A 23,533-nucleotide genomic window follows, 5' to 3' on the forward strand; every position below is an offset into this window, starting at 1 on the left:
GCCGCCCAGGTGGCAAACTGTGTGTAGGTTGTCGCGTCGTATAGCTTGGCGCTCTTACAGGGTGGAACGCGTGCGCTATCGGTCCGGAGTGAGACGTGTGCAGTACTACGGCCTACACACAGTTTGCCACCTGGGCGGCGATGGACTGTCTGGCACGGTGTGCCGTAACGCGGGTGCGTGAAGCGGGTGAGGCGCAGCGCAAGAGCGCTGGCAACGAACGCGGGTCACGTGATTGCCGTGTGAAGCGTAAGAACCTGCGGGGGCCCTCAGGCAAACAAAAGAACTGGCGGTGTTAGCCGCTTTCTTTTGCCTACTTTTCTTTGCGGCGGCAAAGAAAAGTAGGTGCCGCCCCGCACAGGGGCGACGCGTGAAGCACGCAAACGAATCGCGGATGCCAGCGCAAAGGCTAATACACCGAACGGCAACACCTGAAGCACGAACGCAAAGCGCGGATGCCAGCGCAAAGGCACGAAAACCACTCAGCGTCGCAGACAAAAAAAATCACTCCACGCCAGCCGCCCGACAAAAAACCCGCCGCGCCGCCTTAGGCGCATCAGCATCAACCTCAACAACATCCCGCCACCACCGTTCCCCACGATGCGGCGCCTCCAGATCAAGCCTCTCGCCCATCCGGGGAGTCGAAAGCGCAATCCCGCGCGCAGCGGCAAGTCCAACGACACGCTCAAACGGCTCCTGCCACCGATGCATCGCCAGATCGAACGTCCCGTTATGAATCGGCACCAGCCAGCGACCACGCAGATCGACATGCGCCTGCACGGTATCGTCGGGTTGCATATGCACGTAAGGCCACTGCGCGTCATACGCGCCCGTCTCCATCAAGGTCACATCGAACGGCCCGAGCCGCTCGCCAATCGCCTTGAAACCGTCGAAGTACCCGGTATCACCACTAAAAAACACCCGCAGGTCATCATCGACGATCACCCACGAAGCCCACAACGTGCTATTCCCATCGAACAGACTACGCCCCGAGAAATGCTGCGCAGGCGTCGCCGTCAACTGCACGCCGTCAATCTCGACACCCTGCCACCAGTCAAACTGCCGCACCTTCGACGCATCGACACCCCACTCGATCAGCCGGTCGCCAACCCCCAGCGGCGTCAGAAACACGCCCGTCGTTTCAGCCAGCGCAAGCACCGTCTCGCGATCCAGATGATCGTAGTGATCGTGCGACAGAATCACGCCGCGCAACGGCGGCAACGCTTCACGCGCAATCGGCGGCGCATGAAAACGCTTCGGCCCCATCCGTTTGAACGGCGACGCACGCTCCGCAAACACCGGATCGGTCAGCCAGAACTGACCGCGCAGCTTGAGCAGCATCGTCGAATGACCAAGACGGAAAAGGCTCCGGTCCGGCGCGGCGTCGAGATCCGCGCGCGTCAGCGCATCGACGGGTAGCGCGCCGGACGGCTCGGTGCCGCGAGGCTTGTTGAGCAGCACGTTCCACACAATTCGCAACGTCTTGCCCAACCCTTCGACAGGGCGCGGCTTTACGTTGCGAAAACGCTCGCCATTGTGCTGCGGCGACGTGCTCGACAACGCGCGGCTGCGCTGCGCCGCCGTGAATCCCAAAACCTGACTGATAGAGCCGATGATCGATTTCATGCGAAGCGTCACTCGAGACAGAAGGTAGACTGCACAGTGTAGTTTATTATCTCGAAAAGTAAACCCATCGGTGTAAAATTAAAAGATGGACGACAGCACCACCCTTCCCCGTCTGACCGATCGCAAGCGCGCGGCCGTCATCGAAGCGGCCATCGACGAATTTCGCGCGGCCGGTTTCGACGCGACCAGCATGGACCGGATCGCCGCGCGCGCGAGCGTGTCGAAGCGCACCGTGTACAACCACTTTCCCAGCAAGGAGGCGCTGTTCGCAGCGATCCTCCAGCAACTATGGGACGCCAGCAAGGCGGGCGATGCGCCCGGCTATCGCGCGGACCAGCCGTTGCGCCCTCAACTGATCGAATTGCTCGCGCAGAAGCTGCGGCTGTTGAACGACGAGGCGTTCATGTCGCTCGCGCGCGTCGCGATCGCGGCGGGCATTCATTCGCCGGAGCGCGCGCGGGACATGGTGGCGCGCATCGGTGAACGCGAGGAAGGACTGACTGTGTGGATACGCGCAGCCGCCGCCGATGGCAGGCTCGATACGCCGGACCCGGCGTTCGCCGCGCAGCAGTTGCATGGTCTCGTGAAGGGCTTTGCGTTCTGGCCGCAGGTGACGATGGGCCAGCCGTCGCTGACAGCGGACGAACAGAAGACAGTCGCCGAGTCATCGGCCGATATGTTTCTGGCGCGCTACGGGACGGGCGTTAACGGCACAGCCTGATCTCGTCCGTCACGCGCATCATTCATGCGCCGCCAACCCCATCAGCGTATCCCCGAACCCGCCCCGCACCTTCGACGTAATCCGCGCGCTCGTCACCACACGCGGCGCCGCGCTCCACGCGATCCGCGCACCCGTCTCGACGAGCAGCCCCACCAGCGCGACATCCTCGCTGCACGTGAGCGGCGGAAATCCGCCGACGCGGCAATACGCGCGCGCCGACACGCCGAGATTCGCGCCATGAATATGCCGGTGCCCATCCGCATTCATGTACGCGCGATAAAACGCTTCGCGGGTCAACTCGTCGTGCTCGCGCCAGTCTTCGACAAGCACGGGGCCGCACACCGCTTCCGCATCGAGCGCGAGTTGCGCGACCAGCCAGTCCGGCGCGACGCGGCTGTCGGCATCGGTGAACGCGAGCCAGCGCACGCCCTGCTCAATCAGCGTCGCCGCGCCCGCTGCCCGCGCCTTGCCGACGTTGCGCACATCGAGCGTCAACGGATGTGTGTCGAAGCAGCGCGCAATCGACTCGGACCCGTCCGTGCAGCTATCGAGCGCAACGACGATTCTCACCAGTTCGCCGCGCAATTCTGGATGCGCAGCCGCGATCCGTGCCGCCTGCAGACAATCGGCAAGCAGTTCCTCTTCGTCGTGCGCGGGGATCACGATGCCGATCATGCGAGCCCCTCGTATTGCGCAACCGAGTGCCCATCCTTCGACCACACGTCCAGCAGCAGATCGTGCTCCGCATGTTGCACGAGGCGGTTCAGCGCGGGCAGCGCGTCGAAGCGCGCGTGTACATCGTCGGCTGTTTGCAGCTTGCCTTCGAACGGATGACGCCAGTGGCACGCGACCAGCGTGCCATCCGCCGTCAACGACGCGCACGCGCGCCGCGCAAGTTCCGCCGTCGCTTCGCGCGACAGGTAGTAGCACAACTCGCCGATCACGATCAGATCGAAGCTCGCGTCGGGCCATTGGTCCGGCACCGCGCGCTGCTCGACGGTGACGTTGCGCACGCCTGCGAGACGTTCGCGCGCAAGTCGCACGGCGTGGTCGCTGATGTCGCACGCGTACAGGCTGTCGCAACGCTGCGCGAGCAGCGCCGATAACTCCCCGTTCGAACACGCCGGCTCAAAGCCCGACCGATAGCGCTCGCGCGGCAGCGCCGCGATGGTCAGCAGACGCTTGCGGCGCTCATACCAGCTCGCGCGATAGTCCCAGGGGTCATCGTCCTGTCGGTACAGATCGTCGAAATAGGCGGCTGGGAAAGACATGCGTGCGAACCTCAGTCGCGTCCAGCATGAAGTCCAAGGTTCCAGGGCTCGCCTGGTTCGTCGTCGAGCAGCGTCCGGCCGAGTGCGCATTCGTCGCGCTCGGCATGGCTCTGCCGCAAAAACACAGGCAGATCGGCGATCGCGCGAGCGAACCACGGGTCCGTGCAGAACGGCGCCGCGCCGAGCGCGCGCGACACGTGCTGCATCACCTGCTCCGCCGCCTGTTCGACGGCTACACGCACGCGCAGCGCGCATTGCTGCGCATCGTCGCGCGGATGCCCGTCGATCCATGCGGCCGACTCGCGCAGCAGCGCGGCCACGGCGGACAGTTCGGCATCGGCGGCGCCCAGATGCGCGCACGCGTGCGGATCGTCGTGACGCTTGACGCTGTCGCGCAGAATCGACGCAAGCGCCGCCGCGCAGCCGTACCAGCACGCCGCAATGCCGGCGCCGCCGTGCCAGAAGCCCGGACGCGACAAGTACGCATCGGCGTTGCCGACCTGCACGGCGCGCGCGCCATCGAAGCGCACGCTGCTCGTGCCCGTCGCGCGCATGCCGACGGCTTGCCAGCCGCCCGGATCGATGGCGATCGCCGGCTGCGACAGTTCGACGGCAGCCAACACCGGCTCGTCGCCGCGCCATGCCGTGACCAACGCATGCGTGACATGCGGCGCACCCGAACACCAGGGCTTGGTGCCTTCGAGCGTCAGCGCGTTACCGTCCGCCGCATGCGCGATCAGCTTCGCGTTCGGCGGCTCGGCGGCCCACACGGCCCAGTTGCCGTCGTCCGCGAGTTCGGTGCGGCCCAATTCCGCGAGGATGGCGAGCGCGTCGGTGTGCGCTTCGTAGAGCTTCACCAGCGACAGGTCGCATGCCGCAACGGCTGCGAGGCCGCGCCAGCGCGTCGCCGTTTCGCCACGGCCCGGCAGCGGCAGCCAGTCCATGCCCCGCGCGCGCAGGGCATCGAGCGTGGCCGCGCGGCTGGCCGCCTGCTCGTCACTGAAGCGCACGTTCGCCAGATAACGCTCGAGGGCAGGAACGAGCGCATAGCGTTTCGGCTCGATGTCGGCGCCCGGTTCCTCGTCAGACAGACGCAGTCCGCTGTTGATGTACCACGCAGCGGGCGCGGCGCGCCGCAGGGGATCGTGGCCGATATCGTTCATGCAAACCTCCATGGCAAGCTTGGGAGAGTGTTGGGTCCAACGTTGCATCCGCCCATCAAACAGATGCGTTGCGAGCGACGACGCAAGCGGCATGCCCATGCGAAGCCACGTGTGCCGTTCCGACGTAAGCTGTCTACGGACGTCTATGGACGCAAGGCGCGAGACGGCATGCCGATTGCACCCGTGAAAATAAACGCCCTTCGCGCGCGGCTGACGGCATGCGCCGCGCGGCCGGTCTCCACGAGGAAAACCATGGCCACGAACACGAACACCAACATGCAAAAGGTCGCCCTGCTCTCCGACCTCGCCGACAACGGCATGAAGCGCGTCGAGGTGAACGGCACACCGATCCTGCTGATACGCCGCGGCGACGCCGTGCATGCGTACAGCGCCGACTGTCCGCATGCGGGCGCGCCGCTCGAACAGGGCGCGATATGCAACGGACGGCTCATCTGTCCGTGGCACAAGGGAACCTTCGACATCGAGACAGGCGCGCTCGTCGAACCGCCCGCGCTGTTGCCGTTGACGCGCTATCCGGCGCGCGTCGAACAGGACGATGTGCTCGTCGACAGCACACCGGAACCGTCCAGGCCCGCCACGTCCACGGCAGCGGACAAGCGCACGTTTGCGATCGTCGGCGCGGGCGCGGCGGGCGCGGCCGCCTGCGCGGCGCTGCGCGAAGCAGGCTTTGCGGGCCGCATCGCACTGATCGATCGCGAGCCACGCACGCCGTACGACCGCACCGTGCTGAGCAAATTCGTGCCGTCCGGCGAGATGTCACCCGACGAGATTCCGCCGCTGCTGCCCGACGACTTCTTCGCCACTCATTCGATCGACGTGATTCAGGCCGAGGTCACCGCGCTCGATGCGACGGCGCGGCGCATCGATATCGGCAGCGCGCCGTCGATTCACTACGACGCAGCGCTCGTTGCAACGGGCGGCATACCGAAGCGGCTGTCGTTGCAAGGCAGCGATGCGGCCGGCGTGAAGTCGCGCATCTGCCTGCTGCGCAATCGCGACGACGCGCGACATCTCGTCGAGGCGGCTGAGCAAGGGCAGCACGCGCTCGTGCTGGGCGCGAGTTTTGTCGGGCTGGAAGTCGCGTCGGCGCTGCGCGAGCGCAAGCTGCGCGTAACGGTCGTATCGCCCGGCAACGTACCGTTCGAAAAGCAGTTCGGCCCCGAACTCGGCAGGCTGTTCATGCGCTTGCATGAAGCGCATGGCGTGCGCATCCGCATGGGCCATCACGCGCGTTCCGTCGGTGCGGGCGGCGCGGACGGCGCATTGCGCGTGACGCTCGATAACGGCGAAGCGGTAGCGTGCGACTTCATCGTCGCGGGTATCGGCGTGACGCCGGCGACGGATTTCATCGGAGGCGTGAAGCGCAACGACGACAGAAGCATCAACGTCGATGCATCGATGCGCGCAGCTGACGGTCTCTATGCAGCGGGCGACATCGCGCGCTTCGAGTTGCCGTCGCACGGCGGCGAGCGTGTGCGGATCGAGCATTGGCGCGTCGCGCAACAGCATGCGCGCATTGCGGCGCACGCGATGCTCGGCATCCCGCCGAAGGAAGCGTACGTGCCGTACTTCTGGACGTATCACTTCGGCAAGACGTTCGAGTATCTCGGCCACGCAAAACACTGGGATCAAACGAAGTTCACCGGAACGCCGGATACGTTCGAATTTATCGCGCTGCTCGGCGAGAAGGGAAAACTGGTGGCGGCTGTCGGTTGCAATCGCGAGAAACAGACGGGCATGCTCGTGGAAGCGATGCGCAATTCATTGAGTCTCGCCGACGCGATGAAGATTGCCGAATCCGCGTGAACGGCAACACGATCCTCAGCCGTCTGCCCGTCTGCCCGAGGCGTTTTCCGGAGACGGCGTTCGGCACGCGCGAAGCGCCCCGTGCGCTCGACGTCGAAACGGATGGAGCCCGCTCCGCGCTCCGTGTGGTGGCGACACATCGGGGATTCGCGCACTTATTTCCGCATTCGATACACCGCGCATGCCCGTGCAGCTGATGGGCGATCTCAACGCGTGGTTCGTCTGGGGTCACGTATTGCGCATGGCCGTCACACCCGTTTCCGGTCGGCTCCTGCGCCTTGCACCCTTCCGTCGCGCCTGCCCGCATTCCCGCTCGACCGCATCTGAATGCATCCCGCCGACCGCCTGATCGACGCGACGGTGCATCGCAGCATTCCCCCGCGTGCGGCATCCGGTCACTTACCACTGGCCGCGAGGGTCGCGCGGGAGCATGATTAGAAGTTCGCGGTGAAGCGCAGGCGCATCGCTTGCGCGCTCTGCGGGTTCGTTCAACTTTCTTCATGGAGCAGCCAATGGTCAGAAAGAATTACGCCCCGGACGAAAACGCCCCACGTCAACCGTATGCGGACAAGGATGCGGGCGTCGGCATGGGTCGGATCACGCTCGACGATGATGACGATCTCGACGACGACCTGGACGATGAAGAAGAGGACGATGCGGAAGGCTCCCGCTAACGTCTAGCGAACTGACGGAGACGTAAGGAAAAACGCAGCGCGCGGTGTGATGCCGGGCGCTGCGTTTGTTTTTGGGCAACTGACTTTACACGTGCCTTTCGAAAGGCCTTTCGGCTCGCCGTTCGGCTCGCCGTTCGACGGGTCACGTCATACGCCCTTCGACGGCGCGCTCAACCTGTACAGACTGCTGCCAGGAGGCTCGCGAAGCCCGAAGCGCCACGCGAAAGCAACGAATGAACCGCGGGGAGCGAACTGTCCCGCGTCAGTGTTGCGCGTCGAGCGCGGCCTTCAGTTGATCGAATGAATAAGGCTTGCGCAACGCCGTCCATGTGAACGGCAGCGATTCGTCGTGTAACGGCGCATCGTGACCGGATGAGAACACCACGTGCTGCGCGGCGTGCATGGCGATCGCCGTGCGCGCAAGGTCGAGGCCCGACATGCCCGGCAGCGTGAGATCGGTCAGCAACACGTCGAACGGATGCAGTTGCAGGCGTTTCAGCGCCTCTTCTGCATTGGCCACTGCGTCCCAGGTGTGACCGAGCAGTCCGAGCAGCTCGCATAGGGCGTCGCGGGCATCGCGATCGTCTTCGACGACGAGAATGTGCAGCTTGCGCGGCGTGGCGGCCTGCGCCGCGTCGCGCGTCGCGCGCGCCGTGCCGTCGTCGAACACGTCGCGTATCTTGCGCGCGAGCTGCGAACGGCTATATGGCTTTTGCAGCAGATCGGCGCCGCGCCGCAGTTGCGCGTCGAGGCCCATCGTGTCGCGCGTGTGGCCCGACGTGAACAACACCTTCAACGACGGCCGCATCAGTTGCGCCTGACGCGCCATCTCGGGACTCAGCAGCGGACCGGGCATCACGACATCGCTGAACAGCAGATCGACCTTCGCGCCGCTGCGCAAAACGGTCAGCGCCTCCGACGCGTCGTTCGCCGTCAGTACGCCGTAGCCAAGTTGCGACAGCATGTCGACCACGGTCAGCTGCACGCGCCTGTCGTCTTCGACGACGAGCACGGTTTCGCTTCCGCGCAGGTCTTCGTCGGACTCGATCCCGGCCTGAACGACAGGCCGCGCGACAGCCGGGTCTGTCGAGCGCGGCAGATAGATCGTCACCGTCGTGCCGACGCCCGGCGTGCTCGCCAGTTCGATGTGCCCGCCGCTTTGCAGCACGAAGCCATAGGCCATGCTCAGGCCCAGCCCTGTGCCTTCGCCTTCGGGCTTGGTCGTGAAGAACGGATCGAACGCGCTCTCGACGACTTCCGCGCTCATGCCCACGCCTGTATCGGTAACGGTCATCTTCACGTACTCGCCCGGCTCGACCTGCGCGGCCACCGCGGCTTGCGCGTACAGCATCGCGTTCGACATCCCGAAGGTCAGCATGCCGCCCTCGGGCATCGCATCGCGCGAATTGATGGCGAGATTCAGCACGACGTTTTCCAGCTGATGCGTATCGACCAGCACGTTCCATAGCTCGCCGCTCGCACGCGATTCATGGACCCGCACCTGCACGCGCTCGCCGAGCGCGCGGCGCAGCAGGTCTTCCATGCCGTGCAGCACGTCGCCGAGATGGCTCGTGACGGGTTGCAGCGCCTGGCGGCGGCCGAACGCGAGCAGTTGCGACGCGAGCTTCGAGCCGCGCTCGACGGCCTCGATCGCGCGGCCGATGCGCGCCCGGCTCCACGCATCGTCGTGGCGTGCGCCGAGCAGCTCCAGATTGCCGCGCAGCACTTGCAGCACGTTGTTGAAGTCGTGCGCGACGCCGCCCGTCATCTTGCCCAGCGCTTCCATCTTCTGCGCCTGAAACAGCGCGTTGCGGGTCTGGTCGAGTAGTTCGGCCGCCTGGCGGCGCTCGGTGATGTCGCGCGTGATCTTCGCGAAGCCGATCAGCACGCCGTTCTCGTCGCGGATCGCGTCAATCACGACATGCGCCCAGAACCGGCTGCCATCGCGCCGCACGCGCCAGCCTTCGGCTTCCCAGCGGCCTTCGCGCTCGGCCGTTTCCAGACCGCGCTGCGGCACGCCCGCCGCCGCGTCTTCCGGCGTATAGAAGCACGAGAAATGCGAGCCGATGATCTGCTCGTCGGTGTAGCCCTTGATGCGCCGCGCGCCCGGATTCCAGTTGGTGACGCAGCCTTCCGGCGACAGCATGAAGATCGCGTAGTCGTTCACGCCCTGCACCAGCAACCGGAAGCGCCGGTCGCTTTCGCGGGCGGCGTCGGTGGCCTTCTTCTTGTCGCTGATGTCGCGCACGACGCGCCCGTAGCCGAGCAAGTCCCCGTTCGGTGCGTAGAGCGCCGTGATGATGACGTTCGCCCAGAACAGGCTGCCGTCCTTGCGCACGCGCCAGCCTTCCATTTCGTAGCGGCCGTCTTCACGGGCACGCTGAAGGCCGAGTTCCGGCAGGCCTGCGCGCTGGTCTTCAGCGGTGTACATGACGCGCACGTGCTGGCCGAGGATCTCGTCGGGCTGGTAGCCCTGGATCGTCTCGCCGCCGCGATTCCAGCTGATGATTGTGCCGTCCGGCGCGAGCGCGAAGATTGAATAGTCCGTGGTGGATTCGGCCCACAGGCGCAGCCATCCGCTGCTGAAGTTGGCGGCGCGCGTGGTCGTGCCGCTCGCCGCGGCGCTTTCGTCCGCGTACGGTTCAGGCGGCATCGCGTTGTCGCCCGCCGCGCTGCCGATGTCCTTGTCGTCGTCGCTCATCGCCTGTTATCGGGCCTCACTCTGCGCGGTCATTGTATAAGCACCGGCAGGCTGTCGGCATGCCGATCAAACCCTATGCCGGCCACTCTTAACGCGGTTTCGAGCGCCTCAGAATGGAAACTTCGTCGTCGACAGGATTTCCTTGAGCACCATGAAGCTGCGGATCTGCCGCACGCCCGGCAGGTATAGCAATTGCTCAGCGTGCAGCCGGTTGAAGCTCTCGCTGTCGCGCGTGCGCACAAGCATGAAGTAGTCGAATTCCCCCGTCACGACGTGGCACTCCATGCAGCCCGACACTTTTTGCGCGGCCTTTTCGAACGCGGCGAAGGTTTCGGGCGTCGAGCGGTCGAGCACGACGCCGATCACCACCAGCATCCCCGCGCCGAGCGCTTTCGGATCGAGCAGCGCGACCGTCGCGCGGATCAGTCCCATTTCCTTGAGCCGTTCGACGCGCCGCAGGCACGCGGGCGCGCTCAGCTTCACCTTCGCCGCCAGCGCGACGTTCGAGATCGACGCGTCCTGCTGAAGCTGCTTGAGGATCGCGCGATCGATGCGGTCGAGTTGCGACAGCGGTGTGGCCTCTTCGGCAGATTGGCTGCGTAATTTTGTTGCGCACATGGCTTATCAAAAGAAACGAATGAAGGCTTGATGGTTTCAGTTCGTTTTTAAAGTAACTTCGACCCAATTATTTCGCAAGCTCATTTCGCGGGGTCTTTCCTATCATGTCTGTCAGCGCGGCACCGTTCGCGCCCTTCCAGACAACGGACCTCGACCATGAACCTGCAACGTTTCCCCCGCTATCCCCTCACTTTCGGGCCGACGCCGATCCAGCCGCTTGCGCGCCTCTCCGATCATCTCGGCGGCAAGGTCCAGCTGTACGCGAAGCGCGAGGACTGCAACAGCGGGCTCGCGTTCGGCGGCAACAAGACGCGCAAGCTCGAATACCTGATTCCCGAAGCGCTCGCGCAAGGCTGCGATACGCTCGTGTCGATCGGCGGCATCCAGTCGAACCAGACGCGCCAGGTGGCCGCCGTCGCCGCGCATCTGGGCATGAAGTGCGTGCTGGTGCAGGAAAACTGGGTGAACTATTCCGACGCCGTGTATGACCGCGTCGGCAATATCCAGATGTCACGCATCATGGGCGCGGACGTGCGGCTGGTGCCCGACGGTTTCGATATCGGCTTTCGCAAGAGCTGGGAGGACGCGCTCGACAGCGTGCGCGCGGCAGGCGGCAAGCCCTATGCGATTCCCGCTGGCTGCTCGGATCATCCGCTCGGCGGACTGGGTTTTGTCGGCTTCGCGGAGGAAGTGCGGCAGCAGGAAGAGCAACTGGGCTTCAAGTTCGACTACATCGTCGTGTGCTCGGTGACGGGCAGCACGCAGGCGGGGATGATCGTCGGCTTCGCGGCGGACGGACGCGCGGACCGTGTGATCGGCATCGACGCATCGGCGAAACCGGAACAGACGCGCGAGCAGATCACGCGCATCGCGAAGCGCACGGCCGAACAGGTCGATCTGGGCCGCGATATCACCGCGCAGGACGTCGTGCTCGATACGCGTTACGGCGGCCCGGAATACGGCTTGCCGAACGAAGGCACGCTCGAAGCGATCCGCCTGTGCGCGCGGCTCGAAGGCGTGATGACCGATCCCGTCTACGAAGGCAAGTCGATGCACGGGATGATCGACAAGGTGCGGCGCGGCGAGTTTCCGGAAGGCTCGAAGGTGCTGTATGCGCATCTGGGCGGCGTGCCCGCGCTGAACGCCTATAGCTTCCTGTTCCGCGAAGGCTGATCGCGGTACAAAAACAAATGGCGATGCCTCCCGGCATCGCCATCCGTCTCCTCGCACCGGGGCCGCGAAGATGCGCGGCCTCGATTCCCCCGTTTTTCCCGCGTTATTTCACCAGGTCGCCCGACATCCATCCTTGCGCGACGCCGATCTGCGCAACCTGCTTCGCCACCGAGTCGGCCAGCTTCTTCGCGTCGCTCGTGACGGTGTCGTTCTTGTGCTCCGAGCCGACATGCAGCGCGCCGCCAACAGCCGCCGACGTCGCGACATGTCCCGCCACCGCGCCGACGCCCGCCGTTTCCGCGACGCCCGGCATATGGCCGCTGTTCGCATCGGCGTCGAACGTCTGCACCAGTTGCGGCATGCCGCCCGCCGGCTTGTACAGCACCTGCACGTGCGCCGTCACTTCGCTCTTGCCGGCGCCCAGGCCGATCAGCGTGCGACGGCGATGGTTGCCCGCGTCGATCGAGCCGACCGCGCCTTCGACGATCAGCACGTTCTGGTCGGCGGGCGGCGGCGCGTCGGTGCGGATCGCGTGCATGCCCATCGACTGGAGTTTCGCGACGACTTCGTCCGTCAGTGTGTCGCTGGCGGCGGCGGCTTCCTGCGTCTGCGACGTTTGCGACGAGTTGGAGAAGCTCGCGCTCAACTTATGGATAAGGCCGCTGTTGTCGAGCTTCACGGATTCCGGATTGCTCGCGAACGTGTAGACATAGACGTTCTGCGGGTTCGCTTGCGTGAGCGTCGAGTATTGGGCGGTGTTCGTGACGCTGGCTGCCGCGCAGCCGCTCAGCAGCATCGCGCTGAATGCGAGTGCAGCGGAAGCGCTGCGAAGGGTCTTGCCACGAACGGAGTTGAGAGCTGCAAACATGTGAAGTCCTGTCATCGGTCAGAAGATTAAGCAGATCGTCCGATGTTTTTGGCTTCACTCGAAGCAACATCGGCGATGTCACGGTTGCGTGAATCGCCGGTGTTGTTCTGTTGTTTTGTTCGGTTAGCTCTGCACGCGGAACGCAGTATGGAAGAGCGCCCGAATGATGGCTATCGACGAATTATGTCGACTCATGTCATGCGCCGCAGCGCCTTATACGACGGGCGTTTCGAGCTTCATCGCGAGTCCACGACCGAGGTGTTGTAGACCGTCCCGCCGATGGTCACATTGGACAGCGAAATCGCGTTCACGTTGTACGCGTAGATCGGCCCCGGCGTGGTCGAGCTTGCCGTGCCGTTGCATACGGGCGTGCCGAGATTGCAGTTCGTGATCGTGACGCCCGAGATGGGCGGAATCGCGGGCGTCGGCGCGGGACCGTTGTAGTCGAACGCGACGGGGCCCTGCGCGACGATCGCCTGGAAGCACGAAGCCGTCACGCCGTTCACCGTTACGTTGCTCGCCGTCACGTTGGAGATGTTCACGTTCTGCACGAGCGCGGGGCGTGTGCGCACGGCGTCGTTGGCGGGCTGATAGTCGCAATCGAATGTGATCAGCCCGCCCTGCGCCGCCGATGGATTGGCGGCAGAGGCCGTCTCCACGCCGAGCGGCACCGTCGCATTGATCGGGCTGCCCGTGAGCAACGCGCTGCCGTAGCCGCCGCCCGTCAGATTGACGCCGTTCGGCAACGTGACGTTATCGACGTAGAAGTTCTTCACATAGCCGCCGCGATTCATGTTCGTCTTGATGCGGATCGCGATGTTCAGAGGATTGGTCTGCCAGTTCTGGTTGAGCATCTGCAGGTTGCGCGCATAGATGTTCTGCACGCCGCCGCCCATTTCGCTGCCCAGCGTAATGCCGCCGTGGCCGCTGTTCATCGTGCAGTTCTGGATCACGTGGTTCTGCGCGGGGCCGTATGTGGTGTCGAGTGCCTTGCCGGACTTGATCGCGATGCAGTCGTCGCCCGTGTTGAACGTGACGCCGTCGCACAGCACGTTGTTGCAGGCGTCGGGATCGAAGCCGTCGTTGTTCGGGCCGATGCTGTCCACCGTCACGCCGCGTATCACGACGTTCGCGCAGTCGGTCGGATGGTGCTGCCAGAACGGCGTGTTGTTCGTGCGATAGTTTTCCATCAGCACGTTCGTGCAGCCGATGAACTCGACCATGCACGGCCGCAGATAATGCCCGACGCCGAAGATCCGTTTCTCGACGGGCACACCCGCTTCCGAAAGCGCCGGCAGATAGTTCTGGTCCTGCTGCCAGGGCGTCGCGGTGCTGGTCAATAGCGCATAGAGCGCATCCGATATGCCTGGCACGACTGTTTTCAGATCGACGTTGTTCGGGTTCACGTAGGCCTGCGAAGGCGTCGTCGAGCCGGTGCAGCCATAGGCGTTCTTCGTGCCTTTGTAGGTCCACCAGCACGTGCTCGTGCTGCCGCTGCCCGCGAACGGCGTCATTGCCTGGCCGTTGAGCACGGAGGTCGCGTCCTCGCCGGTAATCGCGATGTTGGTCTGGTTGCGGGCATAGACGGGTGCGCCGAAATTCAGGCAATCGTTTGCCTGCCAGCGGCTGTAATAGAGCTTGCCGTTCGATGCGCAGTCGACGGGACCGTCTTTCGCGTAGTCGGCGGGATTCGGGCTGAAATAGATCGTGCAGTTCGCGCCCAGATGGAAGTTCACATTGCTCTGCAACACGATCGGTCCCGCGCAATACCACGTGCCTGACGGCACCACAACACGCCCACCGCCTGCCGCGCTGCACGCAGCGATTGCGGCAAGGAACGAGGGACGCGAATCGAACGAGCCGGGCGCGTGGGTCTGGTCGGCGCCAGGACTGGTTGGCGATGAGGCCGAAGGGGCGTACGGATTGGTCGCGGCAATCACGCCGCAAGGCTGCGCGCCGTAACTCGTGACGACGAAATCGACGGAAGGAAACATCGACTGCGAGACCTTCTGCAGCGACGCAATGATCTGCTCCGCTGCGCCAGTGCTGCCCCAGATCGGGTCGCTGTTTGCCGTTGGCGCTGGCGAATCCGAATGATTGCCGCCGCAACCGGGCAGCGTGCCGAGCAGCGTCGCGCCCGCCGCCGCGCCCGCGAATGCGATGAAAGTGCGCCGTTGCGGCGATTGCGGACCGTCTTGACCCGCCCTGGATGTGCTCGAGCCTGCCCTGTTCGCGCGACTGCTTCTGTTGTGCGTCGTCACCGATGTCTCCTTGTCGTCTGCCTGCTTCGATGGGGATCGTTCGCACGATCCGTACGTTCTGCCGGATCGCGACGGAGACATTGTTGTAAAACAACTTGGCGACTGTCAAGTGTGATTCATCAACTTTATTAGGTCGAAGAAATCGTGTCTTATTCGCGAATACTGAGATTGCAAGCGGCTTGTAGCCATTCCTGTCGAGTCCTGCTTAACCAGGGATGGCCCTAAGACAACACATCATTTGCTTGACAACTTGTTTAACAGCGGCGATGATGTCTGACATAGAAAAGCCCCAACGCGCATGATTCGACGGCCCCTCGCCTCGCCATGCGTTTGCAGCACCGTCCGCAATCAGGAGCGAGACACGCCATGACAAAACTCTGCGCCAATCTGACGATGCTCTTCACCGAGCATGATTTCCCGGAGCGTTTTGCCGCTGCGTCGAAGGCCGGTTTCAAGGGCGTCGAGTATCTGTTCCCGTACGCTTACGAAAAGGACCGGCTCGCTGCGCTGCTTCACCAGCACGGCCTCGAACAGGTGCTGCACAACCTGCCCGCGGGCGACTGGGCTGGCGGCGAGCGCGGTATCGCGTGTCTGCCGGAGCGCGTCGGCGAGTTTCAGGAAGGCGTCGGTACCGCGATCGACTACGCGCGGGCACTGGGTTGCAAGCAGGTGAACGTGCTGGCGGGCATCGCGCCGGTGGGCGTCGATCAGGACACGATTCGAGAAACCCTCGTCGGCAACCTGCGCTTCGCCGCGGCAAAGTTGAAACAGGCGGGCATCCGCCTGCTGGTCGAGCCGATCAATACGTTCGATATCCCAGGTTTCTACGTGAACCGCACGCAACAGGCACTCGATCTGATCGACGAGGCTGGCGGCGACAACATCTATCTGCAGTACGACATCTATCACATGCAGCGGATGGAAGGCGAACTCGCGGCGACGCTCCTGAAGCATCTGCCGCGTATCGCGCATATCCAGCTCGCCGATAACCCCGGACGCCATGAACCCGGCACGGGCGAGATCAACTATCCGTTCCTGTTCGGCCATCTCGATGTGATCGGCTACGAAGGCTGGATCGGTTGCGAATACAAGCCCGCCACGACTACGGCAGCGGGCCTCGGCTGGACGGCCGCCTACCTCTGATTGCCTGACCACGCTGCTGCGGCGCGGCGCAAGCCGCAGCAGTCACAACCTCGCGCCAACCATACACAGACTCATCCAGACGGCATCGCAAGCGACATGCGATGACCGTCATTCGCAGGAGACATGCAGTGCAACGCCATACGATCAAAGGACTACGCTGGTGGATCATCGGGCTCATCATGCTCGGGACCGTCTTCAACTATCTCGCGCGCAGTTCGCTGTCCGTCGCTGCCCCGACGCTCACCGAAAAGCTGCACATGACGACGCAGCAATACTCGTATGTCGTCGCGGCGTTCCAGGGTGCGTACACGGTGATGCAGCCCGTTGCGGGTTATATCCTCGACTTCGTCGGGCTCAAGATCGGCTTTGCGATCTTCGCGATCGCGTGGGCCGCGTCGAACATGCTGCACGGTCTTGCCACCGGCTGGACGTCGCTGGCGTTCTTCCGCGGTCTGCTCGGCATGAGCGAAGCGGCCATTTTTCCGGCGGGCATGAAGGCGATCAGCCAATGGTTCCCGGCGAAAGAACGTTCGATCGCGACAGGTTGGCTCAACACAGGCACGTCGATCGGCGCGATGCTCGCGCCGCCGCTTGTCGTGTACTGCATCCTCACCTTCAACTGGCAGATGGCTTTCGTGGTCACGGGCGGATCGGCGATGATCTGGGTGGCGCTGTGGCTCGTGTTCTTCCGCAAGCCCGAAGATCATCCGAATCTCTCGACGGACGAACGCCAGTACATCCTGTCCGGCCAGGAGCGGCGCGAGCAGGACGCGACCGCCCGTCCGTCGTGGCGTCACGTGCTGTCGACGCGCCGCTTCTGGGGCATCGCCATTCCGCGTTTTCTCGCCGAACCGGCATGGCAAACCTTCAACTTCTGGATTCCGCTCTACCTGTTCACCGTGCGTCACATGAACCTGAAGGAGATCGCGCTGTTCGGCTGGATGCCGTTCCTCGCCGCGGACCTCGGGTGTCTGGTCGGTGGTTACCTTGCGCCGTTCTTCATTCGCCGCTTCAACGCGTCGCTGATCACGTCGCGCAAACTGGTCATCATCTGCGGCGCGGTGCTGATGGTCGGCCCTGCGTGCATCGGCCTCGCGGCCAGCCCGTATGTCGCGATAGCGCTGTTCTGCATGGGCGCCTTCGCTCACCAGGCCATTTCCGGCGCGCTGTTCACGCTCGCGTCCGACGTGTTCGGCCAGCATGAAGTCGGCACGGCGACGGGCCTCTCCGGCATGTTCGGCTGGCTGGGCGGGATGATCTTCTCGTTGATCGTCGGCGCGTTGGCGGCTACTCTCGGCTATAACCCGCTGTTCGTCTGCCTGATGCTGTTCGACATCATCGGCGCGACGGTGGCATGGAAGCTGATCACGCACGGCGAGTCGTCCGCGCCGGCGCATATCGGCGTGCCCGCGGAACTCGCTGAGCAGCCTACATCGGGCCGCTGATTTCCTGGATACCTGCTATCTGCCATAAGGTTTGATCATGACGAAAAAGATTGCGTTGAGCGGTGCGGGCGGTCAGCTTGGCCGCTTCCTGCGCGCCGCGCTGAACGAGCGTGGCGTGAACTTGCGGTCCGCGGCGGGCTCGCGCGCGCTGGAGCCGTTGTTCGATGGCGAGGACGTGATGCACGGCGATCTACGCGATCCCGCCGTGGTCGACCGGCTGATGCAGGGCGTCGACGTGCTGATCCACATGGCGGGCACGAGCGTCGAACGGCCGCTGCCCGAAATCATCGAGAACAATCTGCGCGGCCTCGTCGAAGTCTATGAAGGCGCGCGGCGGCATGGCGTGCGCCGTATCATCTTCGCGAGTTCGAATCACGCGATCGGCATGTATCCCGTCGAAGACAAGCTCACGCTCGACTGCGCGTTTCGCCCTGATGGTTTTTACGGGCTCAGCAAGGCGTGGGGCGAATCGCTTGCGCGCATGTACTGGGACAAGCATGGTATCGAGAGCGTGTGCATTCGCATCGGCAGTTGCATCGAAAAGCCGACGGAGTTTCGACACCTCAGCACGTGGCTTGGTCACGATGATTTCCTGCATCTCATCGACCGCTGCATCAATGGGCCCGACCTTGGTTTTCAGATGGTCTGGGGCGTGTCGAACAACACGCGCAGCTACTGGGACAATTCCGCCGCAGCGCCGCTCGGCTATCAACCGAAGCAGAACGCCGAAGACTACGCCGACGAAATCCTGAAGCAGCCGAATCCGCTCGATCCCGTCGCGCAGCGTTTTCAGGGTGGCGGCTTCGTGACGATCGACTACACCCCGCCCGAACAACGCAACGTCCGGCGCTGATCGACGTGCCGCCCGGCGCACTCTGTGTTGCAAGTCCCTGCCGTTCCCTTCTATGGAGAACACGATGAAGCTTCCGGAGAATCCATTCAAACGCGCGCTGCAGGCGGGGCGTCAGCAGATCGGATTGTGGTCGAGCCTTGCTAGCAACGTGTCGGTCGAAATCCTGGCGGGTTCGGGTTTCGACTGGCTGCTGCTCGACATGGAACATTCGCCCAACGAACTGCCGATGGTTCACAGCCAGCTGCAAGCGTGCGCGGGCACGCCGACGCATCCCATCGTGCGGCCACCGTGGAACGACATGGTGACGATCAAGCGCCTGCTCGACAGTGGCGTGCAGACACTGCTGATTCCCTACGTCGAAACGGAAGACGAAGCGCGCGATGCCGTGTCGTTCACGCGCTATCCGCCGGAAGGCGTGCGCGGCTATGCATCGACGGCGCGGGCCTCGGACTTTGGGCGCATCAAGGATTATCCGAAGCTTTGCGCGAGCGAACTATGCGTGCTCGTGCAGATCGAGAGCCGCCTCGGATTGCAGAATCTGGAGCGGATCGCGGCCGTCGAGGGTGTCGACGGCATCTTTATCGGGCCGGGCGATCTGTCAGCGGCGCTCGGGCATGTGGGCGATCTCAAGCATCCCGACGTGCAGGCAGCCGTCGACGATGCGATCAAACGCATTGTCGCGACGGGCAAGCCTGCGGGCATTCTGATCGGCGATGAAGCGCTTGCACGGCACTACATCGATCTCGGCTGTCTGTTCACCGCCGTCGGGTCCGACATAGGTCTGCTTGCGCGCAACGCCGAGCAGCTTGCGGCGAGGTTCAAGTCGGCTGGCTAAACGCGTTTCATGTTCCGAAAAACCCCGTCCGCTCGCTTCATGCATCGGGCGGGTTTTCTTTTGTGCGTCAACTATCCCGCACACTCCATAAAAAAAGCGCCGCAATCGCGGCGCCCTGTCCTGCTTTAGCTTCGTCGTACAGCGTCAGAACCGATGCACCATGCCGACGCCCACACCCACCATGCTGCGCGATGACGAAGGCGTCGAATTGAAGCCGTCGCCGATCGTCGCCGTCGCGTTGATGATGCTGCGGCCGTTCGTGCCGAGCGTCTGGCCGTTCGCGCGCTGATACGCCTGCAACGCATACAGACCCGTACGCTTGGACAGCGAGTAGTACTCGGACAGGTTGACCTGCGAATACGACGCGCTGCTCGAGATGCCATTGGCCTTCGTCGCGCGCGTGTAAGCGTAGCCCGTTGCGAAATCCCACGCAGCCGCCGGCTTCCAGTGCAGCACGATGCCGCCCGAATTCCAGATCGACAGGTCGTGGAAGCCCGAACCGATGCCCGGAATGTACTGCACGTTCGAATACGTCGCCGTGATGTCGAACTGGCTGTTGAACGTATAGCCCCCGCCAACGGCGAAGCGCTGCTGCGCGCGCGCCGACTGGTAGCCATTGGTCACGGCCGAAATGCCCGCCTGCGCGCCCGCGTTCGACGTCGTCGTATCGGTGCCGAACGTGCCGCCATTCACGTTCGAGTTGTTGATCTTCGAGAAGCCCACCGCGATGCCGATCGGGCCTTGCGAATACTGGACCGCCGTGCTCCACGTCGAGCCCTGATACGCGCTGCCCGGCACGCCGCCAAACGAATACGAGCCGCTGAACTTGAAGCCGTAAAGCTGCGGCGACATGTACAGCAGCGTATTGTTTGCGCGATAGATCGTATCGAGACCGTCGACGTCGCCCGCGTGCGCGCCGTAGAAACCGGTAAGCCAGGTTGTCGGGCTATACGGCGACAGCAACTGGTAGTACGACGCGTACTGGCGGCCAGCCGTCAGCGAACCGTACGTGGCGTTCGTCACGCCGACGAACGCCTGGCGGCTGAACATCAGGTTGTTCGTCGACATCGTGCCGCTGTTCGCGCTGAAGCCCTCTTCCAGTGTGAAGATCGCCTTCGTACCGCCACCGAGGTCTTCTGCGCCCTTCAGGCCGAAGCGACTGCCCGCCCACACGCCCGTGACCATCTTGACGGCCGAGTGTCCGCCCGTGGTCGAACCAAGCGACGTCGAACTCGACTGATAGCCGATGCCGTTATCGACGATGCCGTACAGCGTCACGCTGCTCTGCGCGAACGCAGGCGCCGCCGTCGCCAGCGACGCGCCGATCACCAGCACCGCCTTGACGCCTGCATAGTGTTTCTTCTCCATCCGTATCCCCTCCTGGGCTTGGTTATTGATGTTGTTGCGTGGTTTCTTCGCGCTGCGCGCGTTCTTGATGCTCTGTTCTTGTCTCCAGACACGGACAGCCCGTACGGCTCTATTGCCCATGCAGAGACGTTCAGTGAATCTCCGGCTCACCCGTTGCAGCGCTTGCGCCATCGCGTTGCAGGAAGTCGAAGTCGCAGCCCTTGTCGGCCTGCAGCACATGCACCTGATGCATCGCGCCGTAGCCGCGCGAGAAGCGTGGCGCGGGTGCGACCCACTCCGCCTTGCGGCGCGCGAGTTCTTCGTCCGACACCAGCACGTTCAGCTTGCGCTGCGGCACGTCGAGTTCGATCATGTCGCCGTCGCGCACCAGCGCAAACGGCCCGCCGATGAACGACTCCGGCGCCACGTGCAACACGCATGCGCCATAGCTCGTGCCACTCATGCGCGCGTCCGAAATGCGCAGCATGTCGCGCACGCCCTTTTGCAGCACCTTCTTCGGCAGCGGCAACTGGCCCCACTCGGGCATGCCCGGCGCCCCAACAGGCCCCGCGTGCTGCAACACGATCACGCAGTTCTCGTCGATATCGAGCGCGTCGTCGTCGATGCGCGCGGCCATGTCGTTGTAGTCCTTGAACACCACCGCACGGCCCGTATGTACCAGCAGATGCGGCTCGGCTGCGCCCGGTTTGATGACGGCACCATCGGGCGCGATGTTGCCGCGCAGGACGGCCAGGCCGTTGTCCGGCATCAGCGGGTTGTTGCGGCGGCGGATCACATCGTCGTTGAAGATCTGCGCGCCTTCGAGGTTCTCGCCAAGCGAGCGGCCGTTCACCGTCTTCTGCGAGCGGTCGATCAGGTCGCCCAGTTCTGCGAGCATCACCTGCAGGCCGCCCGCGTAATAGAAGTCTTCCATCAGATACGCGCCCGTCGGCCGGATGTTCGCGAGCACGGGCGTGCGGCGCGAAATGCTGTCGTACCGGTCAAGCGTCAGTTCGATCCCGGCACGGCGCGCGAGCGCGATCATATGCACGATCGCGTTGGTCGAACCTGAGAGCGCGAGGCACGTCGTCACCGCGTTGTCTATCGAACTAACCGTGAGGATGTCCGACGGCTTCAGGTCTTCCCACACCATCTCGACGATACGCATGCCCGTTTTTGCGGACATCTGCGCGTGGCGCGAATCCGGCGCGGGGATGGACGCGAAGCCGGGCAGCGTGAAGCCGAGTGCTTCGGCAGCGCTCGTCATGGTGGACGCCGTGCCCATCGTCATGCAATGGCCAGGCGAGCGCGCAATACCGCCTTCGACGCCCTGCCAGTCCTCTTCCGTGATCTTGCCCGCGCGCAGGTCGGCCCAGTACTTCCACGTGTCCGAGCCCGAGCCGAGCGTCGCGCCGTTCCAGTTGCCGCGCAGCATCGGGCCGGCGGGCAGGAAGATGGTCGGCAGGTCCATGCTGATCGCGCCCATCAGCAGCGCGGGCGTGGTCTTGTCGCAGCCGCCCATCAGCACGACACCGTCGGCGGGATACGAGCGCAGCGTCTCTTCCGCTTCCATCGCGAGGAAGTTGCGGTAGAGCATCGTGGTGGGCTTCTGGAACGGCTCCGACAACGTCTGCACCGGCAACTCGATCGGAAAGCCGCCCGCCTGCCAGATGCCGCGCTTGACCTCTTCCACACGCTGCTTGAAGTGCGTGTGGCACGGGTTCATCTCGCTCCACGTGTTGAGGATCGCGATGACAGGCTTGCCCGCATACTCCTCGCGGCTATAGCCCATTTGCGCCGTGCGCGAGCGATGGCCGAACGAACGCAGGTCATTCACGCCGTACCAGCGGTGGCTGCGCAGTTCGTCGGGGGACTTCTTTTTGCGTTCGTTGCCGTTGTTGCTCACTTCGTCTCACTCCAGGTATTGCTTCAATCCCGCTTCAAATGCACCGCGATGCAACCCTCGCCGCGTGCCCCGCACGCTGCGCGGCGCATGCGTTCAAACCGGTCACGCGTACGCCCGCTCGAACGCAAGCAGTTCACGCACCGCCTGCGCAACGGCGGCGTGATGCTCGACGGGTGTTTCGCTCAGCAGCGGCAGGATCGAACCCATGTCGGCGATACCGGAGAACGTGACGGCATCGTGCAGCACGCGGATCAGCGAGATGTTGTCGCGCAGCGTTTCGAGCGGCATGAACGCGTCGTAGAGACGCTGCGCTTCGGCGTCGCGTCCTTCCTTCGCGGCGGCCAGCAGCCCCATCACGGCGTGCGAAGCAATACAGCCGCTGCCCGTGGTCCACGCGGCGAGGCCGAACTCGCGTACATGCGTGAGCGCGGGACGCTCACCCATGCCGGAGATCACACGCGACGCGCTCACGCTTTCGAGCAGACGCCGCAGGTAAGGATCGTTCGCCGGATTCGCGCGGACGATCGCGTACTTGACGGCGATCAGCGTGCCGCGGTCGACGAGGCGCGCCAGCGTGTCGACGTCCACATAGTCTTCGCTCTTGATATAGAGCGTGAGCGGGATGCCCGCTGCGTCGGCGATGCGCGTCAGGCCCGCTTCGACGCCCGCCGGCGTCGTGAAGCCGGACAGCGGCAACACCATCGCCGTGCGATACGACGTCTGCGCGAGGATGCGCGCCTGATCGAGCATCTTGCCGAAGTCCGGGCCGATGGCGGGGATCACGCGCGTGGTGGGCGCCACGCTCTCTGCCAGCATGTCGAGCAACTCGCGGTATTCGCTAACGGCCACGTGATAGAAATTCGCGTTGCCGCCGTACAGCAGCGTACGCACGCCGCCCGCTTCGATATGTCGGATCAGTTTCTGGTTGGCGTCGATGTCGAGCGACAAATCCGCGCGGCGCGCGAGCGGCGGGACTGCCATCACGGTCGACGCAAACTCGCGCTCGACGATCTGTGACTCGTTCATAAGATCTCGTGGTTCAGATGGGTGGCTGACAAGCCAGAAAATTAGCACCCGCGTCGCAACGTTGTCAAACAACTTATT

19 protein-coding genes are annotated in these 23,533 nt (G+C 63.9%); 8 read left to right on the top strand and 11 right to left on the bottom strand.

Annotated features, from left to right (window positions below; translation table 11 throughout):
• Nucleotides 1–501: 501 nt before the first annotated feature.
• Complete coding sequence (locus BLT65_RS34205; RefSeq protein WP_091786614.1) at nucleotides 502–1,623, bottom strand: MBL fold metallo-hydrolase; 1,122 nt, start codon at nucleotides 1,621–1,623, stop codon at nucleotides 502–504.
• An 85-nt stretch (nucleotides 1,624–1,708) separates the two neighbouring features.
• Here BLT65_RS34205 and BLT65_RS34210 point away from each other — a divergent pair, with 85 nt between their 5' ends.
• A complete protein-coding gene (locus tag BLT65_RS34210) occupies nucleotides 1,709–2,344 on the top strand; it encodes a TetR/AcrR family transcriptional regulator (protein WP_091786617.1) in 636 nt (211 codons plus the stop codon).
• A gap of 18 nt (nucleotides 2,345–2,362) precedes the next feature.
• Here BLT65_RS34210 and BLT65_RS34215 read toward each other — a convergent pair whose 3' ends face one another.
• The 3 genes from BLT65_RS34215 to BLT65_RS34225 are packed head-to-tail and all read right to left on the bottom strand — an operon-like array spanning nucleotide 2,363 to nucleotide 4,778.
• Nucleotides 2,363–3,019 carry a glycosyltransferase family 2 protein gene (locus BLT65_RS34215; protein ID WP_091786620.1) on the bottom strand — a complete coding sequence of 219 codons (657 nt, stop codon included), beginning with the start codon at nucleotides 3,017–3,019 and terminating at the stop codon, nucleotides 2,363–2,365.
• The gene (locus tag BLT65_RS34220; protein ID WP_091786622.1) at nucleotides 3,016–3,615 is read right to left on the bottom strand and encodes a class I SAM-dependent methyltransferase; all 600 of its coding nucleotides are present in this window, start codon (nucleotides 3,613–3,615) and stop codon (nucleotides 3,016–3,018) included. The genes BLT65_RS34215 and BLT65_RS34220 overlap by 4 nt, the downstream gene beginning before the upstream one ends.
• An 11-nt stretch (nucleotides 3,616–3,626) precedes the next feature.
• Nucleotides 3,627–4,778 carry an acyl-CoA dehydrogenase family protein gene (locus BLT65_RS34225; protein WP_091786625.1) on the bottom strand — a complete coding sequence of 384 codons (1,152 nt, stop codon included), beginning with the start codon at nucleotides 4,776–4,778 and terminating at the stop codon, nucleotides 3,627–3,629.
• A 252-nt stretch (nucleotides 4,779–5,030) separates the two neighbouring features.
• Here BLT65_RS34225 and BLT65_RS34230 point away from each other — a divergent pair, with 252 nt between their 5' ends.
• Nucleotides 5,031–6,605: an FAD-dependent oxidoreductase gene (locus BLT65_RS34230; protein ID WP_091786628.1), complete on the top strand. Its 1,575-nt coding sequence runs from the start codon at nucleotides 5,031–5,033 to the stop codon at nucleotides 6,603–6,605.
• A 512-nt stretch (nucleotides 6,606–7,117) separates the two neighbouring features.
• Nucleotides 7,118–7,279 (top strand): hypothetical protein, encoded by a 162-nt coding sequence (locus BLT65_RS47395; RefSeq protein ID WP_007731467.1) that lies wholly within the window; start codon nucleotides 7,118–7,120, stop codon nucleotides 7,277–7,279.
• A 262-nt stretch (nucleotides 7,280–7,541) separates the two neighbouring features.
• Here BLT65_RS47395 and BLT65_RS34245 read toward each other — a convergent pair whose 3' ends face one another.
• Both BLT65_RS34245 and BLT65_RS34250 read right to left on the bottom strand, forming a co-directional pair.
• Nucleotides 7,542–9,980, bottom strand: a complete 2,439-nt coding sequence (locus BLT65_RS34245) for a hybrid sensor histidine kinase/response regulator (protein WP_091786638.1) — start codon at nucleotides 9,978–9,980, stop codon at nucleotides 7,542–7,544.
• A gap of 108 nt (nucleotides 9,981–10,088) precedes the next feature.
• Nucleotides 10,089–10,598, bottom strand: a complete 510-nt coding sequence (locus BLT65_RS34250; protein ID WP_091786641.1) for an Lrp/AsnC family transcriptional regulator — start codon at nucleotides 10,596–10,598, stop codon at nucleotides 10,089–10,091.
• Between the two features lie 156 nt (nucleotides 10,599–10,754).
• On the opposite strand from BLT65_RS34250, the gene BLT65_RS34255 reads away from it, so the two are divergent.
• Nucleotides 10,755–11,771, top strand: a complete 1,017-nt coding sequence (locus BLT65_RS34255) for a 1-aminocyclopropane-1-carboxylate deaminase (protein ID WP_042316086.1) — start codon at nucleotides 10,755–10,757, stop codon at nucleotides 11,769–11,771.
• A 103-nt stretch (nucleotides 11,772–11,874) separates the two neighbouring features.
• On the opposite strand, the gene BLT65_RS34260 is transcribed toward BLT65_RS34255, so the two are convergent.
• Both BLT65_RS34260 and BLT65_RS34265 read right to left on the bottom strand, forming a co-directional pair.
• Entirely contained in the window at nucleotides 11,875–12,639 is a 765-nt protein-coding gene (locus BLT65_RS34260) for a DUF4410 domain-containing protein (protein WP_042316084.1), read from the bottom strand.
• Between the two features lie 236 nt (nucleotides 12,640–12,875).
• Nucleotides 12,876–14,900 (bottom strand): glycoside hydrolase family 28 protein, encoded by a 2,025-nt coding sequence (locus BLT65_RS34265; RefSeq protein ID WP_091786644.1) that lies wholly within the window; start codon nucleotides 14,898–14,900, stop codon nucleotides 12,876–12,878.
• Between the two features lie 366 nt (nucleotides 14,901–15,266).
• Here BLT65_RS34265 and hyi point away from each other — a divergent pair, with 366 nt between their 5' ends.
• The 4 genes from hyi to BLT65_RS34285 all read left to right on the top strand — a co-directional run bounded on the left by hyi (nucleotide 15,267) and on the right by BLT65_RS34285 (nucleotide 19,176).
• Nucleotides 15,267–16,043, top strand: coding sequence for a hydroxypyruvate isomerase (hyi, locus tag BLT65_RS34270; protein ID WP_091786647.1), 777 nt, complete (start codon nucleotides 15,267–15,269; stop codon nucleotides 16,041–16,043).
• Nucleotides 16,044–16,144: 101 nt separating this feature from the next.
• Nucleotides 16,145–17,488, top strand: a complete 1,344-nt coding sequence (locus tag BLT65_RS34275) for an MFS transporter (RefSeq protein WP_042316077.1) — start codon at nucleotides 16,145–16,147, stop codon at nucleotides 17,486–17,488.
• A gap of 37 nt (nucleotides 17,489–17,525) precedes the next feature.
• On the top strand, nucleotides 17,526–18,341 hold the full coding sequence (locus BLT65_RS34280; protein WP_091786654.1) for an NAD-dependent epimerase/dehydratase family protein: 816 nt from the start codon (nucleotides 17,526–17,528) through the stop codon (nucleotides 18,339–18,341).
• Between the two features lie 64 nt (nucleotides 18,342–18,405).
• Entirely contained in the window at nucleotides 18,406–19,176 is a 771-nt protein-coding gene (locus BLT65_RS34285) for an HpcH/HpaI aldolase family protein (RefSeq protein WP_091786707.1), read from the top strand.
• Between the two features lie 144 nt (nucleotides 19,177–19,320).
• Here BLT65_RS34285 and BLT65_RS34290 read toward each other — a convergent pair whose 3' ends face one another.
• From BLT65_RS34290 to BLT65_RS34300, 3 genes are all read right to left on the bottom strand, one after another.
• Nucleotides 19,321–20,544 carry a porin gene (locus tag BLT65_RS34290; RefSeq protein WP_091786658.1) on the bottom strand — a complete coding sequence of 408 codons (1,224 nt, stop codon included), beginning with the start codon at nucleotides 20,542–20,544 and terminating at the stop codon, nucleotides 19,321–19,323.
• 130 nt (nucleotides 20,545–20,674) lie between these two features.
• Nucleotides 20,675–22,429, bottom strand: coding sequence for an L-arabinonate dehydratase (gene araD / locus BLT65_RS34295; RefSeq protein WP_091786661.1), 1,755 nt, complete (start codon nucleotides 22,427–22,429; stop codon nucleotides 20,675–20,677).
• A 102-nt stretch (nucleotides 22,430–22,531) separates the two neighbouring features.
• Entirely contained in the window at nucleotides 22,532–23,455 is a 924-nt protein-coding gene (locus BLT65_RS34300) for a dihydrodipicolinate synthase family protein (RefSeq protein WP_091786663.1), read from the bottom strand.
• Nucleotides 23,456–23,533 lie beyond the last annotated feature (78 nt).

It is taken from the genome of Paraburkholderia steynii, assembly GCF_900100565.1.
Lineage (GTDB): Bacteria > Pseudomonadota > Gammaproteobacteria > Burkholderiales > Burkholderiaceae > Paraburkholderia > Paraburkholderia terrae.

What these genes read in the sequence shown, in the direction of transcription:
- BLT65_RS34205 (WP_091786614.1), bottom strand. Translation starts at nt 1,623, where the DNA reads ATGAAATCGATCATCGGCTCTATCAGTCAGGTTTTGGGATTCACGGCG.
- BLT65_RS34210 (WP_091786617.1), top strand. Translation starts at nt 1,709, where the DNA reads ATGGACGACAGCACCACCCTTCCCCGTCTGACCGATCGCAAGCGCGCG.
- BLT65_RS34215 (WP_091786620.1), bottom strand. Translation starts at nt 3,019, where the DNA reads ATGATCGGCATCGTGATCCCCGCGCACGACGAAGAGGAACTGCTTGCC.
- BLT65_RS34220 (WP_091786622.1), bottom strand. Translation starts at nt 3,615, where the DNA reads ATGTCTTTCCCAGCCGCCTATTTCGACGATCTGTACCGACAGGACGAT.
- BLT65_RS34225 (WP_091786625.1), bottom strand. Translation starts at nt 4,778, where the DNA reads ATGAACGATATCGGCCACGATCCCCTGCGGCGCGCCGCGCCCGCTGCG.
- BLT65_RS34230 (WP_091786628.1), top strand. Translation starts at nt 5,031, where the DNA reads ATGGCCACGAACACGAACACCAACATGCAAAAGGTCGCCCTGCTCTCC.
- BLT65_RS47395 (WP_007731467.1), top strand. Translation starts at nt 7,118, where the DNA reads ATGGTCAGAAAGAATTACGCCCCGGACGAAAACGCCCCACGTCAACCG.
- BLT65_RS34245 (WP_091786638.1), bottom strand. Translation starts at nt 9,980, where the DNA reads ATGAGCGACGACGACAAGGACATCGGCAGCGCGGCGGGCGACAACGCG.
- BLT65_RS34250 (WP_091786641.1), bottom strand. Translation starts at nt 10,598, where the DNA reads ATGTGCGCAACAAAATTACGCAGCCAATCTGCCGAAGAGGCCACACCG.
- BLT65_RS34255 (WP_042316086.1), top strand. Translation starts at nt 10,755, where the DNA reads ATGAACCTGCAACGTTTCCCCCGCTATCCCCTCACTTTCGGGCCGACG.
- BLT65_RS34260 (WP_042316084.1), bottom strand. Translation starts at nt 12,639, where the DNA reads ATGTTTGCAGCTCTCAACTCCGTTCGTGGCAAGACCCTTCGCAGCGCT.
- hyi (WP_091786647.1), top strand. Translation starts at nt 15,267, where the DNA reads ATGACAAAACTCTGCGCCAATCTGACGATGCTCTTCACCGAGCATGAT.
- BLT65_RS34275 (WP_042316077.1), top strand. Translation starts at nt 16,145, where the DNA reads ATGACCGTCATTCGCAGGAGACATGCAGTGCAACGCCATACGATCAAA.
- BLT65_RS34280 (WP_091786654.1), top strand. Translation starts at nt 17,526, where the DNA reads ATGACGAAAAAGATTGCGTTGAGCGGTGCGGGCGGTCAGCTTGGCCGC.
- BLT65_RS34285 (WP_091786707.1), top strand. Translation starts at nt 18,406, where the DNA reads ATGAAGCTTCCGGAGAATCCATTCAAACGCGCGCTGCAGGCGGGGCGT.
- BLT65_RS34290 (WP_091786658.1), bottom strand. Translation starts at nt 20,544, where the DNA reads ATGGAGAAGAAACACTATGCAGGCGTCAAGGCGGTGCTGGTGATCGGC.
- BLT65_RS34300 (WP_091786663.1), bottom strand. Translation starts at nt 23,455, where the DNA reads ATGAACGAGTCACAGATCGTCGAGCGCGAGTTTGCGTCGACCGTGATG.